At 63.9% G+C, this 15,644-nt stretch carries 13 protein-coding genes; 9 read left to right on the plus strand and 4 right to left on the minus strand.

The features are described 5' to 3' along the window. Both B0G57_RS29305 and bluB read left to right on the plus strand, forming a co-directional pair. A complete protein-coding gene (locus tag B0G57_RS29305) occupies positions 1-1,299 on the plus strand; it encodes a cobyrinate a,c-diamide synthase (protein ID WP_018442737.1) in 1,299 nt (432 codons plus the stop codon). Then, positions 1,283-1,927 carry a 5,6-dimethylbenzimidazole synthase gene (gene bluB / locus B0G57_RS29310; RefSeq protein WP_018442738.1) on the plus strand — a complete coding sequence of 215 codons (645 nt, stop codon included), beginning with the start codon at positions 1,283-1,285 and terminating at the stop codon, positions 1,925-1,927. Before B0G57_RS29305 ends, bluB begins: the two co-directional genes overlap by 17 nt. Before the next feature lie 21 nt (positions 1,928-1,948). Here bluB and cobD read toward each other — a convergent pair whose 3' ends face one another. Next, on the minus strand, positions 1,949-3,031 hold the full coding sequence (gene cobD / locus B0G57_RS29315) for a threonine-phosphate decarboxylase CobD (RefSeq protein WP_018442739.1): 1,083 nt from the start codon (positions 3,029-3,031) through the stop codon (positions 1,949-1,951). Positions 3,032-3,036: 5 nt separating this feature from the next. Beyond that, positions 3,037-4,005 carry a CobD/CbiB family cobalamin biosynthesis protein gene (locus tag B0G57_RS29320; protein WP_018442740.1) on the minus strand — a complete coding sequence of 323 codons (969 nt, stop codon included), beginning with the start codon at positions 4,003-4,005 and terminating at the stop codon, positions 3,037-3,039. A gap of 178 nt (positions 4,006-4,183) precedes the next feature. Between B0G57_RS29320 and B0G57_RS29325 the strand changes: the two genes are divergently transcribed. From B0G57_RS29325 to B0G57_RS29350, 6 genes are all read left to right on the plus strand, one after another. Continuing rightward, positions 4,184-5,662, plus strand: a complete 1,479-nt coding sequence (locus B0G57_RS29325; RefSeq protein ID WP_026230049.1) for a cobyric acid synthase — start codon at positions 4,184-4,186, stop codon at positions 5,660-5,662. A 286-nt stretch (positions 5,663-5,948) separates the two neighbouring features. Beyond that, positions 5,949-7,469: a trypsin-like peptidase domain-containing protein gene (locus tag B0G57_RS29330; protein ID WP_020566443.1), complete on the plus strand. Its 1,521-nt coding sequence runs from the start codon at positions 5,949-5,951 to the stop codon at positions 7,467-7,469. Positions 7,470-7,567: 98 nt separating this feature from the next. After that, positions 7,568-8,128: a TetR/AcrR family transcriptional regulator gene (locus B0G57_RS29335; protein ID WP_018442744.1), complete on the plus strand. Its 561-nt coding sequence runs from the start codon at positions 7,568-7,570 to the stop codon at positions 8,126-8,128. A 97-nt stretch (positions 8,129-8,225) separates the two neighbouring features. Beyond that, positions 8,226-9,179 (plus strand): ketopantoate reductase family protein, encoded by a 954-nt coding sequence (locus tag B0G57_RS29340; protein WP_018442745.1) that lies wholly within the window; start codon positions 8,226-8,228, stop codon positions 9,177-9,179. Between the two features lie 63 nt (positions 9,180-9,242). Then, positions 9,243-9,932, plus strand: a complete 690-nt coding sequence (locus B0G57_RS29345; protein ID WP_018442746.1) for a haloacid dehalogenase type II — start codon at positions 9,243-9,245, stop codon at positions 9,930-9,932. A 125-nt stretch (positions 9,933-10,057) separates the two neighbouring features. Then, on the plus strand, positions 10,058-10,966 hold the full coding sequence (locus B0G57_RS29350) for a LysR family transcriptional regulator (RefSeq protein ID WP_026230050.1): 909 nt from the start codon (positions 10,058-10,060) through the stop codon (positions 10,964-10,966). 74 nt (positions 10,967-11,040) lie between these two features. On the opposite strand, the gene B0G57_RS29355 is transcribed toward B0G57_RS29350, so the two are convergent. Together B0G57_RS29355 and prpR are read right to left on the minus strand one after the other, a co-directional pair. Beyond that, positions 11,041-12,852: a chloride channel protein gene (locus tag B0G57_RS29355; protein WP_018442748.1), complete on the minus strand. Its 1,812-nt coding sequence runs from the start codon at positions 12,850-12,852 to the stop codon at positions 11,041-11,043. 89 nt (positions 12,853-12,941) lie between these two features. Continuing rightward, entirely contained in the window at positions 12,942-14,903 is a 1,962-nt protein-coding gene (gene prpR / locus B0G57_RS29360) for a propionate catabolism operon regulatory protein PrpR (protein ID WP_018442749.1), read from the minus strand. A 265-nt stretch (positions 14,904-15,168) separates the two neighbouring features. Between prpR and B0G57_RS29365 the strand changes: the two genes are divergently transcribed. Further along, positions 15,169-15,644: citrate/2-methylcitrate synthase (locus tag B0G57_RS29365; protein ID WP_332888236.1), on the plus strand; the 476-nt coding region annotated here is incomplete at its 3' end.

Here is a 15,644-nt window from a genome sequence, read left to right on the forward strand (position 1 = left end):
ATGCCGGCGTGTCCCGCGCTTTTCATCAGTGCGCCCGCATCGGGCGAGGGCAAGACGACGATCACGGCCGGCCTCGCGCGGCTCCATCGACGGCAGGGCCGGCGCGTGCGCGTCTTCAAGACGGGGCCGGATTTTCTCGATCCGATGATCCTTGCTCGCGCGAGCGGCGCCCCCGTGCTGTCGCTCGATCTGTGGATGGTGGGTCTCGAAGACTGCCGCCGTATGCTGGCCGAGGCGGCGCAGGAAGCCGACCTCATCCTCATCGAAGGCGTGATGGGCCTTTTCGACGGCACGCCGAGCAGCGCGGACCTCGCCGCAACGTTCAGCGTGCCCGTCGCGGCCGTGATCTCGGCAAAGGCGATGGCGCAAACGTTCGGCGCGCTGGCTTTCGGGCTCGCGCGATACCGGCCCGACGTGCCGTTTCACGGCGTGCTCGCTAATCATGTCGGCTCGCCGCGTCATGCACAGATGCTCGAAACGTCGCTGCCGTCCGGCCTTCGGTGGCTCGGCGCTATCGCCCCGTCTGAAGACATCGAATTGCCGGACCGACACCTCGGACTGCATCAAGCCGACGAAATCGGGGACCTCGAGGCGCGTATCGAACGCGCGGCCGACACGCTAGCCTCCACCGCGCTGGCCGAGCCGCCTCCCCCGGTCGAGTTTCCGGGCGCTTCGGCACGAACGATGCCGCCGCTGCTTGCGGGCCTGCATGTCGCCATCGCGCGCGACGCCGCCTTCTCTTTCATCTATCCCGCGAACGTGGCGCTGCTGGAATCGCTCGGCGCACGCGTCAGCTTCTTCTCGCCTCTCGCCGACGAGCCTGTGCCCGACGCGGCCGATGCACTGTATCTGCCGGGCGGTTACCCCGAGCTGCACGCCGCCACGCTGGCCGGCTCGACGCGCAGCGCCAAATCGATCCGCACGCATGCGGCTGCGAACAAGATCATCGTCGCCGAATGCGGAGGCATGGTCTATCTGCTCGACGAACTGACCGCTACCGACGGCGGCTCGACGCCGATGCTCGGCCTCTTGCCCGGACGCGCGACGATGCAAACGCGGCTCGCGGCACTCGGCATGCAGCAGCTCGATACAAGACACGGCACCATGACCGGTCACACGTTCCACTACTCCAGCATGACGACCGCGCTCGCGCCCGAGCGTCATGCCACTCATCCGACGAGCAACGCGGCCGGTGAGCCGGTGTTTCGTCGCGGCTCGATTACAGCAACCTACATGCACAGCTACTGGCCTTCGAATCCCGTGCTGACGGCCGCACTCTTTCATGGCGAATCCTTTTAGCGAATCCGAGCGCGCGGCCGTCTATCGCGCCATCTACGAACGACGCGATATGCGTCATTTCGTCCCCACCCCCGTCGAACCCGAGGTGCTGCAACGTCTCATCGACGCCGCGCACCATGCGCCGAGCGTCGGCTATATGCAGCCCTGGCGCATCGTTCGCATCACCGATGGTGCTCTTCGCGCCGCGCTGCACGAAGCGGTCGAACGCGAGCGGGTGAATACGGCCGACGCACTCGGTCAACGCCGCGACGAGTTCATGAAGCTGAAGGTGGAAGGCATGCGCGAATGCGCCGAGCTGCTCGTGATGGCCTTGATGGACGGTCGCGAGCGCCATGTGTTCGGCCGCCGCACGATGCCGGAGATGGATCTGGCTTCGGTTGCGTGCGCGATCCAAAACATCTGGCTCGCAGCGCGCGCCGAAGGGCTCGGCATGGGTTGGGTCTCGATCTTCGACCCGGACGATGTGCGTACATTGCTCGGCATGCCGGCCGGGGCAAAGCCGATCGCCATCCTTTGCCTCGGTCATGTCGAGCGCTTCTACGATGCGCCAATGCTCGAGACCGAACGTTGGGCAACGCGCAGACCATTGGAAACGTGCGTGTTCGAGAATCGATGGACGGAGGAGTAATCGCGCGCCACCGCCGCTGATTCAGCGGCCGTCTGTTTCAGAACGCACGTTTCGTAACGCTGCTTCGAGGCGGCTCCACGTCGCTTCGTCGAAGGCAGGCAGACCGACACGCAACCCGGCCACTGTCTCGAACCGGCGCACCCATATCCCCTGACGAGCAAGACAGTCCTGCCACTGCTGCGCATTGGGCTGTCGCGCCCACGCGAAGAGCGGTGTGTGACTCGCATCGAGGCCATACGCCCCCAGCATTTCGGCGAGGCGTTTGCTCGCGGCAGCGAGCCGCGCGCGAGTCTCGGTCTGCCAGGCCGTGTCGAGCAGCGCGGCTCGCACGACGATGCGCGCGGGGCCCGACACAGTCCAGGGCCCACGCAAACGCCGCATCGCGCGATCGATTGGCGCTGAAGCGAGCACGAAGCCCACGCGCGCACCGGCCAGTCCAAAGAACTTGCCGATCGATCGCAACACGACGAGCCCCTCTTCATCCGCGCGCGAAGCGACGCTGAGCTCAGGCAGCGCTTCGACGAACGCCTCGTCGACCACGAGCGTGCCGCCGCGCGCCGCGAGCTGGCGATGCCAGTCCATCACGACGTCGGGAGCAAAGCGCTCTGTACTCGGGTTGTTGGGATTGACGAGCACAAGATGCTTGAGGTTTTCCGGCAATGCATGCCCTGGCTCCAGCACGAAAGCGGCTTGACCTTGCCTATCGGCGAACGGCTCTGTGACGAATCGCTCGACGTCAAAACCTGCCCTGGCGAAAGCTGGCGCGTATTCGCCATACGTGAGCAAGCCCACGCCAATAGGGCCTTTCGGCAGCACCTCGGGCAACACGCGAATCGCCGCTTGCGTCCCCGCCATCGCAAGCGCGCGCGGCGAGCCGTAATGAAGTGCGGCGATCGTCTCGAGATCGTCCTCGTCGTCAGGCAAGCGCAGCCACGCCTGATGCGCGATCGCCGGCACCGGATAGCCGACGGGGTTGATCCCCGTCGACAGATCGATCCATCGCTCGCGCGCAATGCCGTATCGACGAACGGCATCGCCAAGATTGCCACCATGCGGCACAAGGGGCGGCAGATCGTAATCGAACATGTCGGGCAAGGCCTTCATACAATTCAAACGATGATCGAAATAAAGGCTGACAGTGCGAACACCGCGAGCCACACGGCGAGCGAGCGCCGCACGAGGCGAAGCGCGCGGCCCACATCGCGCGCACCGGGCGGGCACCCGGCACCGAGCACGGGCCGAAGCTCATCGACGCCATGGTACCGGGCCGCGCCGCCGCACGATACGTTGAGGCTGCCCGCGCCGCTCGCCATCACGGGGCCCGCGTTCGGACTCTCCCATCGATGCGCCTGCGTTCGCCAGCAGTCAAACGCGGTGCGGACGTCGCCGCATAGCGCGTAGGTGAAGGCCGTCAGCCGGGCGGGCAGATAATTGGCGACGTCGTCGAGCCGCGCCGCCGCCCACCCGAAATCGATGAAGCGCGCGGTTCGATAGCCCCACATTGCATCGAGTGTGTTGGCGAGCCGGAACGCCAATGCGCCGCCCCCCCCGGCAACGGCGAACCAGAATAGCGCGCCGAAAACCGCGTCATTGCCGTTCTCGAGCGCCGACTCGATCGCGGCGCGCGCGATGGCCGGCACGTCCGCGTCGGACAAATCGCGCGTGACGACGCGCGAGGTCAACTCTCGTGCGCGCACCAGATCGCGCGCGCGCAGCGCGTCTTCCACGGGTGCGATGTGGTCGGCGAGGCTGCGCCCCCCGAGCGCGAACCACAGCGCCAACGCGTGCAATGGCCACGCGAGCGCGGCAGGCAGCGAGCGCGTCAGCACCACCGCAATCGCAACGGGGGGAACCACGGCGGCCATCCATGCGGCGACGCCGATGCCGCGGCGCTTGAGCGCAACGAAAGCGCGTCGTCGTCCAATCGCGCCGCCGGACGATGACATCGCGTCACGATCGGGATTCATCGCTCGCTCGAGCCGCGTCGCCAAGCGCCCAAACGCGATAAGGGGATGCGCCCGGCGCGGCTCACCGAGAAGCGCATCGAGCGCGACACCAGCAAGGGCGAGCACGCACATTGCCCCAATAGATAGGTGTCCTATCAATTCGGGCGCCCCTTCATGACGACCGAGCGTGCGCGCGATTCGTCACGCACGTCCTTGCTGCCTTCAACAAGGCGCTCGTCGATGACATAATGCTGGCCCATCGCCCGCGCCCGCCCCCATGGGCGCGCGCTCGTCTTCTCATGCGCTCAGGATGACCTCCATGGCCGACACGTTGATGATTCAAGGCACGAGCTCCGACTGCGGCAAGAGCACGCTCGTCGGTGCGCTCTGCGCGATCGCCGCGCGCGCGGGCCTTCGCGTCGCGCCGTTCAAGCCGCAGAACATGTCGTTGAACAGCGCCGTCACCGTCGACGGCGGCGAAATCGGCCGCGCGCAGGCATGGCAGGCGCTCGCCGCCGGGATCGCGCCCGAAATCGACATGAACCCCGTCCTGCTGAAGCCGAACAGCGACATCGGCGCGCAAGTCATCGTCCACGGCAAAGCACGCGGCAACCTCGACGCACGGGAGTACCACGCCTACAAGCCGGTGGCGATGCGCGCCGTGCTCGAGTCGTTCGAAAGACTGCGCGCGAAGACGGATCTCGTGCTCGTGGAAGGCGCGGGCAGTCCCGCCGAAGTCAATCTGCGCGAAGGCGACATCGCGAACATGGGCTTTGCGCAGGCCGTCGATTGCCCGGTGGTGCTCGCGGCCGACATCGACCGCGGCGGCGTCTTCGCCCAGATTCTCGGAACGCTCGCATGCCTCGACGATGCGGAGCGTGCGCGAGTAAAGGGCGTGATCGTCAACAAGTTCCGCGGAGACGTCGCGCTGCTGAAACCGGGGATCGATTGGGTGGAAGCCCGGTCCGGGAAAACGGTCTTCGGCGTGGTGCCGTTCGTCCCGGGCTTGTGGATCGACGCAGAAGACATGCTGCCCACCGCGAAGTCTGCCTTCGGAGCGCGCGAGCACATGTTGCGCGTCGTCGTGCCCGCGCTGCCGCGCATCAGCAACCATACCGACTTCGATCCGCTGCGCGCGCATCCGCAAGTCGACTTCCGCTACGTGCGTGCGGGCGAGCCGTTGCCCGCGGCCGACCTCGTGGTCCTGCCCGGCAGCAAGAGCGTGCAGCGCGACTTGTCGTGGCTGCGCGCAAACGGATGGGAGGCCTACCTGCGCAGGCATTTGCGATACGGAGGCAAACTGATCGGCGTTTGCGGCGGAATGCAGATGCTCGGTCGCGAGTTGCGCGATCCGCTCGGCCTCGAAAGCAATGCCGCATGCGAGCACGGCTTCGCGCTGCTCGATTTCGTGACGACGCTCGAACCGGAAAAACGCCTGCTCAATGCCGCTGGGACGCTGCTCATGGATGGCGGCGTGCCCGTGCGCGGCTACGAGATTCATATGGGGGCCACCGACGGTCCCGCGCTCGCGCGCCCGGCGATGAAATTGCTCGACGGCGACGATGAGCGTGCCGAGGGCGTGGTCTCTGAAGACGGACAGATTCTTGCGACGTATCTGCACGGTCTCTTCGATTCTCCCGATGCATGCCAGGCGCTGCTTCGCTGGGCCGGACTCGACGACGCCGAACGGATCGATCACGATGCGCGCCGGCTGGCTTCGATCGACAGACTCGCCGACTCGGTATCGGCAAACGTCGACATGGACGCGTTGTGGCGCTTGATCGAATAGACGTTGGACATGGATAAAAAAGGGAGCGGCAATTCGAGCGCGATTATACGCGCCGAGCCTTGACGGCCCGCGGCAAGACGCATTCGCCAGCTTGTGATTAATTGCCGGCAAGGCCAGCACGAACTTGCGTTCCGCCATTTCGATTTCGATCTGTGCGATGCATCACAGCACTTCCTGTCGCCGTGGCCGACAATCGATCGGCCGGTGATCGATTTGTGCCACGCCCTTTCTTCCGGCGCAGCGCACCCTCCCGGCTATCCGCACAACGGCTATCTGGAGACGCGCCGTGATCTCTCAGCCCTCGAACGTGTTCGCGCGAGCCGCGCGCGACGCGACGGCGACGACACTATGGCTCGCCGTCACCCTCTTCGCCCTGCCCTCGGCCATTGCCGCGACCTCGCCGGCCACTGCGCTGCAGCCCGCCAAAGCGGCGCGTCCGTTGCCCAGTGCGGCCGCGGGGCCGATCGATTTCCCCACTATCGTGGAGCGCTACGGCCCGGCTGTCGTCAATATCGGCGCCGCGCCGGCCGACACCGATCAGCAAGCGTCGGGACCGTCCCTCGACGCCATCGCGACCGACGACCCGATCCTTGCGTATTTCAAACGCGTGACTCAACAGTCGCAAGACGCCCAGCCAGGGTCGCCGCGAGTGACCTGGGGCAGCGGCTCGGGTTTCATCGTCAGTCCCGACGGGATCGTGCTGACCACCGCACACGTGGTCAATCGCGCCGAGGAGGTTTCGGTCAGGCTCACCGATCGTCGTGAATTCAAAGCGAAGGTCGTCGCAACCGATCCGCAGACGGACGTCGCGGTGTTGCAGATCGAGGGGGCAACGAAGCTGCCCGTCGTCAAGCTCGGCGACTCGTCACGCGTGCGCGTCGGAGAGCAATTGCTCGCGATCGGCGCGCCGGACAGTCCCGACAACACCGTCAGCGCCGGTCTCGTCAGCGCGATGCCGCGGACGCTGGCCGATGGCACACCCTTCCCCTTTCTCCAGACCGAAATCGCCGTGAATCCCGACAACTCGGGCGGCCCTCTCTTCAATCGAGCCGGCGAGGTCGTGGGCATCGACGTTCAGGTTTACTCGGATAGCGAGCGATATCAGACGGTCACGTTCGCTATCCCGATCAATGCGGCGCTTGCGTTTCGAAGGCAATTGCAGGGCGCGGGCAAGGCGTCGCACGGCAGTCTCGGCATCGAGGTGCAGGATGTCGACCCGGGTCTGGCGATCGCATTCGGCTTGCCGCGGCCGGGCGGCGCACTCGTGACTTCCGTCGCGCCGGTGCAGTCCTCGCCGAATTCGCATGGTCCGGCGAACGGTGCCGCGAGCGGGTTGAAGCCCGGCGACGTCATCACGCAGATCAACGGGAAAACGATCGATCGCTCGGCCGAGTTGCTCGACTACGCGGCGAACCTGCCGGCCGGAACGAAAGCGACGCTCAGGATCGTGCGCAGCAAGCGGCCGATGATCATCACCATCGCGATCGGCACGTCCGACGAAATCCCGGCAGCACGACCCGGGCCCGTCGGCGGAGGCGGCGCCGAGAAGCTCGGTTTGACGGTTCACGCGCTCACCGATGCTGAGCGACGCGCAACGGGCAATTCAGCCGGCCTCATGGTGGACGGCACGGCCGGGCCGGCGGCAAGCGCCGGCATACAACCCGGCGACCTGCTGCTGTCGGTCAACGGCACGCCCGTGACATCGCGCGAAGAACTGGGCACGCTGATCGAAAAAGCGGGCAAGGACGTGGCATTGCTGATTCAGCGCGACAGCGTGCGCAGCTTCATATCAGTGGAAGTGAAGTGAGATAGGAAGCGTCAAGCCGACCGATCCTGGCTTGACCGAACATCCTGTACCTACTAGTATGTACTCTCATCGCTACCGCGACAGTGGATCGACGCCAGATGGGAAAGAGAGAAGACATCATCGAAGCAACCAAGGAGTTGCTTTGGCAAAAGGGCTACGAAGCAACGAGCCCGCGCGACATCCAGGATAGAAGTCACGCCGGCCAAGGAAGCTTCTACCATCATTTTTTGAGCAAGCAAGCCCTTGCGCGCGTGGCCATCGACGAGATGGTCGACGAACGGATTGCCGATTTCGAAGCGGCAATGCGGCGGCCCGAAAGCTTCGGGGAGCGTCTCATCAGCTATCTCGCCCAGAACAAGCGCCCTATGCTCGGCTGCCGCATCGGCCGGCTGGTCTGGGACGCCGCGATCGAAAGCGACGAACTGCGCGAGCCGATGAACCGGTATTTCAAGCATCTCGAGAAACGGCTGATTCAGATTTTGAAGGCCGAGCAGGCGGATGGGCATATCAAGCTGAAAATGCCGGCGGAACAGATAACACTGTTGATCATCGCCAGTGTGCAAGGCGGTTTCGCGGTGAGCCGCGCGATGAAAACGGCGCGCACCGCGGACTTACGCGTTGCGCTGCAATCGCTGCTTGCGCTCGCGCTGGAAAACTGAGCGATCTTTTTTGGCCGAATTCGTACCTATTAGTATGTAGACAAACCCGGCAGTGAGGCCTCGACAAGCGTCATTGCCTTCCCTTTGAGGAAATCCGATGCGAATTGCGATATTGGGAGCCGGCGGTGTCGGCGGATACTTTGGGGCTCGCCTCGCGGCGGCTGGTAGCGATGTGACGTTCATCGCGCGAGGCAAACATCGGGAGGCGATGCTCGAGCGCGGCCTGCGCATCGAGAGCCCCCTCGGCAACCTGACGCTGAAAGATGTAAAGGTGGTCGGAACCAGTGCGGAAGCCGGCGAAGTCGATCTCGTCTTTATGACGGTCAAGCTCTGGGATACCGACGATGCCGCCCAATCGCTGATCCCGCTCGTAGAGCGAGGGGCGTCGGTCGTTTCGTTTCAGAACGGCGTGCAAAAGGACGAAACGTTGAGAAAGTATCTTCCGGCAGCGTCGATCATCGGCGGGGTGTCCTATATCGCGGCGGTCATCGGCGAGCCGGGCGTCATCGTCCATAGCGGTGCGATGCAGAAGCTCGTATTCGGCGAATACGACGGCAGCCGTTCCGCCCGCGTAACCGCGCTTTGTGACGCTTGCCAAAAGGCCGGCATCGGAGCGGAGATCAGTGACGACATCGAGCGCCTCATCTGGGAAAAGTTCGTCTTCCTGGTTGGCCTGTCGGGCATGACCAGTGCGGTCCGCAAGTCAATCGGCGCGATTCGCGAGAACGCCAGGACGCGCGCACTGCTGCTCGATGTCATGCAAGAGGTCGTCGCCGTCGGTAAGGCGAAAGGTGTCGCATTGCGCGATGATTTCGCGCAAGATCGCTTGGCGTTTTGCGATACGTTGCCCGCGTCGATGATCTCATCCATGTATAGCGACCTTCAGCGCGGCAATCGGCTCGAGTTGCCCTGGTTGAGCGGCGGCGTCGCGTCGCTCGGCGAAGCGCTAAACGTGCCTACGCCATGCAACAGAGTGATCGCCGACATCCTCAGCCCCTATGCGGATGGCGGCGAAACTGCGCAACCGACCTCGCCCGCCGCGCCCCGGTAGCGGCAACGGCATTACGCCCGGACGATCACGCCGCCGGCGCCGCCGGCAACCAGGAGACGCTCGATGAACCCGATCAAGGCAGTCGTTTTCGACCTTTATGGCACGCTGTATGACGTCCACTCAGTCGTCGCTCGCTGCGACGCGCTGTTTCCGGGGCGTGGCCAGGAAATCAGCAACGTCTGGAGACAAAAGCAGCTCGAATACACCTGGCTGCGCAGTTTGATGGGAGCATACGCGCCGTTCGAGGACATCACCGAGCATGCGTTGCGCTATACATGCAATCGTCTGCAGTTGATGCTATCCGACGCTGAGCTCGTGGAACTCAGCGACGAATACTCGCGAATCGAGCCTTTCCGCGAAGTACCTGGCGCGCTCGCCGAGCTTCAAGCGATGGGCTTGCCGCTCGCGATCCTGTCGAACGGATCGGCGCGATCGATCCGCGGCGTCGTTTCGCACTCGGGACTCGAATCGCGATTCGCGCATCTACTCAGCGTGGAAGATGCCGATGGCGTGAAAGTCTTCAAACCGCATCCCGCCGTCTACACCGTGGCCGAACAGAAGCTGAATCTTCCACGCACAGAGATCCTTTTCGTTTCGTCGAACGCCTGGGACGCATCGGGCGCTCGCCACTTCGGGTTCCCCGTCTGCTGGGTTAACCGGGCGGGCAATACGTTCGAAGAGCTTGGGCAGAAGCCCGATCACATCGTGTCGGGCCTCGACGAGCTCGCCGACTGGCTGCGACCGTGTCATTGACGCGACACGCCGAACGGGTGCCAGACGATTCGTTATGCTAAATTTCTGCCGGGAAAAGAGGTTGCGATCTTCGCACGCGGACTGAACGGCGCCGCGGCGGCGCTACCTGTCCGAGGAGCCCAGCCATGGATCGCCTGCAGGCAATGGAAGTGTTCACGCGCGTCGTCGAGACGAACAGTTTTTCGAAAGCGGCCGATATGCTCGAGCTGCCGCGCGGGTCCGTCAGCAATATCGTCCGTTCGCTCGAGGAGTACGTCGGCGCGCGCTTGTTGAATCGAACGACACGCCAGGTGAGCCTCACCGACGACGGCGCTTTGTACTATGAACGTTGCGTGCGCATCTTGTCGGAGATCGCGGATGCTGAGTCGCTGCTCTCCGAGAAGCGCAGTGGGCCGGTCGGCACCGTGCGCGTCGATACGTCGGGCACGATCGCGAAAGCACTGCTGCTGCCGGCGTTCGACGATTTTTACCGCAAATATCCGCACATCAATTTGCGGCTCGGCCTGACCGACCGCAATATCGACATCATCCAGGATGGCGTCGACTGCGTGATCCGGATGGGCAATCTCGAGGAATCGAGCCTCGTGGCACGGCGAATCGGCGAGGCGCGCATGACGACTTGCGCTTCGCCCGCCTATCTGAAGGCGCACGGCATGCCCACGACGCTCGAGGAATTGGGCAAACATCAGGGCGTGAACTACATGTCTTCGCGCACGGGCAGAACTTTTCCGTTCGAGTTCATCGTGGACGGCGAAGCGGTCGCGGTTCCGATGAACGGCGTGCTATCCGTCAATGACGGTTCGGCCTATATTGCCGCTGGCGTGCTCGGCTACGGCATCATTCAGCCCTCGCGGTTCATGGTCGCAGATTTGATCGCCGAGGGGCAGCTGCAGGAGATACTCGTCGAGTATCAGTCGCCGTCCACGCCACTATCGATTCTCTATCCGCATCGGCAGAACGTCAGTTCGCGAGTTCGGGCGTTCATGGAATGGCTCACGGAGCTCGCCGAGGGGCATCCCGACTTGCGGATTTAAGGAGGGCTACGCCGGACAACTTTGCACTGAAAGCACCGTCCACTCCGATCGAGTGATCCGGTATTGGGTATTCCTCACCGGCTCACGTCGGCTTGTTCGCTCCGCGTTTGTCCTGGTTTGTTCGTCGGCGCGAAGCGCGCGCTTCTCGGAATCCATACGCGGCGGAACTGCTCGAGTTCGCGCTCCTCGGTGAACACCGTCATGGACGGCTTGAGCAAGTCGTGCCGCGATACGATGCCGATCAGCCGGAACGTCTTCTCGTCGTCGACTACCGGAACACGGTCGAGCCCCTTCACGGCCAGACGCGCGGCCACGTTTCTACAGATCTCTCCAGGCAACGCGATTTCGGGCCGCGTTTGCGTAAAGAAGGTCCCGAGCGGGGCATCCGCTTGCTCGGGGGGAATTCGATCAAGCAGTGCCCGGTCCATCATTCCAACGAGAATCCCGGAGTCAGTGACCGGATAAGCGCGATACTTTTGCCGCGCCCCAAAATAATTTTGGAGTACATCGGCCACCGTCGCCTTGGCGTCGATCGTCAGCACGTTGCGCGTCATCACTTCGTCGACGTAGTGCCGCTCGAGCGGGTCGATGCTGTACTCGCGATAGATGTGATAACCGCGGCGAGCGATCTTCTCGGTCAGAATCGAGCGGCGCATGAGCAAGACCGTAAAACCGTACGCCACCGCGGCGGCCGCGAGCAGCGGAAGCAAAGCGTTCGCGTCGCCCGTCAATTCGAACGCGAACACCGACGCCATCACGGGCGCCCGCATCATGCCGCCGAGCGCGGCAGCCATAAAAATGAGCGGCCACACCGCGGGCTCGCCTCCCGGCATGTACGGGCCGGCAATGGCGCCTATGCCCGCGCCCATCATGAGCAAAGGCGCCAGCACGCCCCCGGAAGTCCCCGACGCCAGCGCAATGACCCAGATGATGGCCTTGACGAGGACGATCGAGACCACGGCATGCATGGCGAGATGGCCTTGCAGCAGGTCCGCGATCACGTCATAGCCGACGCCGAGCGTGCGCGGCTGACAATATCCTCCGATACCGACGACGATGGCCCCCAACGCCGGCCACCACATCCAATGGATCGGCAGCTTGTTGAAGGCATCCTCGACCTTGTAGAGCCACGACGACAATCCCCAGGAGAGCGAGCCGGCAATCAGTCCCGCGAACGCCGACGACACGAGGCCGATCGGGCCGAGCGGCATCGTATGCAGCGGAAACAAGGGGCCGCTGCCGAGCAGCAGCGGCCGCGTGAATCCTGCAACGGAACAAGCGATGGCAACGGGCAAGAGGCTGCGCGGCCGCAACTCGAACAGCAATAGCTCGATGGCGAGCAGCACCGCCGCGACCGGCGTTCCGAAGACCGCCGTCATACCGGCCACCGCGCCTGCAACCAGGAGCGTTTTCCTTTCCGCGCTCGACAAATGAAAGTATTGAGCGACGAGCGAACCGATCGCTCCACCCGTCATGATGATCGGGCCTTCAGCGCCGAACGGTCCGCCGCTGCCGATCGCGATCGCCGATGCGAGCGGCTTGAGCACCGCGACTTTCGGCGACATCTTGCTCTTTCCGAACAGAATCGCCTCGATGGCCTCGGGTATCCCGTGCCCCCGAATTTGCTCGGAGCCGAAGCGCGCGATCAATCCCACCAGCAGGCCGCCGATCACGGGCGCCAAAACGACGAGTTGCCCGAGCGTGTTCTCCGCCGGCGAATGGTTCGCCGTGGAAAACGTCTGGAAGAAGAACAGATTCGTGAAGAAGCGGATGAGATGCAACAAAAAATCGGCGGCCGCCGTGCTCAGCGCGCCACCGACGGCCGCAATGACACTAATGCGCAGGAGTCGGACATCCGTCGCGAAATCGCCCTTGTGCTCGCTCATGGTTCCCCTTGATTGCAGCCAACAATCTATTGCGCCCGGGGTGTATATATATCACAACATGATGTAATGAGCGAATCCGGTACCGTTGCTCACCGCAACTTCCGCCACAACGTCGTCTTGCTGATGCCGAGCGCCTTACAGGCAGCGTCGCGATCGCCATTGCATGCGGCCAGTACCGCGCGCGCTTCCCCGGCTTCGACGCTTCGACTGCGCTCACGCAGCGTTTGGCCGCGCTCCGGAGAAGCCGCGGAGGGATCGAAGAGTTCAGGCGCGATCGAACGCATGATTTCGCAACTGATCGGCGCAAATTCCGCTCCCGTAGACTCGGCATCGGCCAATTCGACGACGATCCGCTCGATCACATTCTGCAGCTCGCGTACGTTCCCGGGCCACCGGTACGCGTGCAACGGTTCCTCGATTTCAGCGAGCAACCGCATCGCCGCCTCACTGTCGAGTACACGTCTTGCCAAGCGAGGCTCGCGATCCATCGCCTGCAGCAACAATTCGGCGGCGAGGGGCATGACATCGGCCGGCCGATCGCGCAACGGCGGCAACGCGATGCTGAGTATGTTCAGCCGGTAATAGAGATCCGCGCGGAAGGTCCCATCCGCGATGCTGTCCGTCAAGGCCCTGTGCGTCGCCGCCATCACGCGTACGTCGATTCGCGTCGGCTGTGTCGACCCCAACCGCAGCACCTCGCGCTCCTGCAACACGCGCAGCAATCGGCTCTGCAGCGGCAACGGCATCTCGCCGATTTCATCCAGAAAGAGCGTGCCCCGATGCGCGGCTTCGAGAAGCCCTGCTTTGCCGCCTCTGCGTGCCCCGGTAAATGCGCCCTCTTCGTACCCGAACAATTCGCTCTCGAGCAGCGCTTCGGGAAACGCCCCGCAGTTGATCGCAACGAACGGAAATTTGCGCCGGGCACTCAACCGATGCATGCTCTGCGCGACCATCTCCTTGCCGGTACCGCTTTCCCCGAGCACCAATACGGTCGCATCGGATTTAGCGTATCGCCGCACGAGCGTGCGCACGCGCTCCACGGGGGCGCTGCTTCCAATCAAGTCCTCGAGGCTGTAGCGCGCCGAAAACTGATGTGTAAGCTGCTTCGATCGCAGCGTTCGGTCGAGCCGCTCGACGGCGCGCGACTCCTGGAACGTCAACACAGCGCCGCCTTGGCCTTCGTGGCCGGCAAGCGGCCCGCGATGAACGACATAGCTGACGCCGCGAATCGCGACGAGCGCGTCGCCATCCGCATCGGATAACGCACCGATCAGATCGGGCGCGACCTCCACGAGCGGCCTGCCGACGGCACGGGCGGAATCGAGGCCCAGCGCCTCGGCGAGACGCCGATTGATCGCTTCGACACGACCTTGCGCGTCGAGCGCTACGACGCCATCGCGCAAATGCTGCAGCAGATTGTCGATCTGCTGCCGACGCTTCGCTTCGCCACGCATCGCCTCGGCCACCTCGAGCGCTGTCTCGAACGATGAACGGATCGAAGCATGCGAGTACAGAAATACCGCGCCCATGCCCGCCGCGGCTGCGAGATCGGTGACGAGACCCGGCCCGACGACTACGCCGACGCCGCGCTCCTTGAGCTCGAGCACGCAAGCCTCGGCGTCCTGCACCGAACGGTACGACGAAAAAACGATATCGAGCCCGTAGGCGGCGACGAAATTGCGGATCTCAGGTGGCGTGTCTCCCGGGCTCACCAACGCGATCGATTCCGCCTGACGTCGCGCGCGAGCGAGCGAATGCATGACGTCGAGCCCCGTCGGCGCGATTTGTACGACGGGTACGGCGACGCGCGTCTTCAGATAGGCCGCGTTCGACCCGCCAGCGACCACGACGTCAGGCGAATGCGCCTCGGCCGCCTCGATCTCGCGAACCGCGTCGTCGTAGGCGCGCGAAATGATGCGCAAATCGGCTCGACTGTCGTATTCGCCGGCGATTTGAAAGAAAAGGTCGCGCAAACGGCTGATGCCGAATGCCCAAACGACGGGCCGCGCACGGACGTCATGATCAGGGGCGTTCAAGGTAGGGGCGTTCATGGTCCTAAGACGCCTCATTATGAACGTTACATTTCATTTTTGAAATGTGAAATTTCGGCGATGAATTGAACGACTTGCGTCAGGACTAGCGTTCTGCTTCCAAATCAAAGAGTTGCGGGGCGTTTTGCAAGGTGGCCCAGCGCTTGCATACGCCGGAGCGACTTCGCTAGCCCTAAGTTGGCCGGCGGCCGCACCGGCCGCACGACCGGCCGCGGCGCCAGCGGCCGCGACAATGAAACGAGTTCGACACTTCGGAGACGGAACGATGATGGAAGCAACGAAGGAAGCCCCGGCGGCGGCCCCCACTTTCAAGCCTAAGAAATCCGTCGCGCTTTCGGGCGTGACGGCCGGCAACACGGCGCTCTGCACGGTCGGGCGCACGGGCAACGATCTGCACTATCGCGGTTACGACATCCTCGATATCGCTACCACCTGCGAGTTCGAGGAGATTGCCTATCTGCTCGTGCACGAAAAGCTGCCGACGGCCGCCGAGCTCAGCGCCTACAAGACGAAGCTCAAAGCGCTGCGCGGGCTGCCCGCGAACGTGAAGGCCGCGCTCGAATGGGTGCCGGCGAGCGCTCACCCGATGGACGTCATGCGCACGGGCGTCTCCGTGCTCGGCACGGTCCTGCCCGAGAAGGACGATCACTCGATCGCCGGCGCGCGCGCGATCGCCGATCGCCTGATGGCCTCGCTCGGCTCGATGCTGCTCTACTGGTACCACTACTCGCACAACGGCCG

It is taken from the genome of Trinickia symbiotica (assembly GCF_002934455.1).
Classification (GTDB): Bacteria; Pseudomonadota; Gammaproteobacteria; order Burkholderiales; family Burkholderiaceae; genus Trinickia; species Trinickia symbiotica.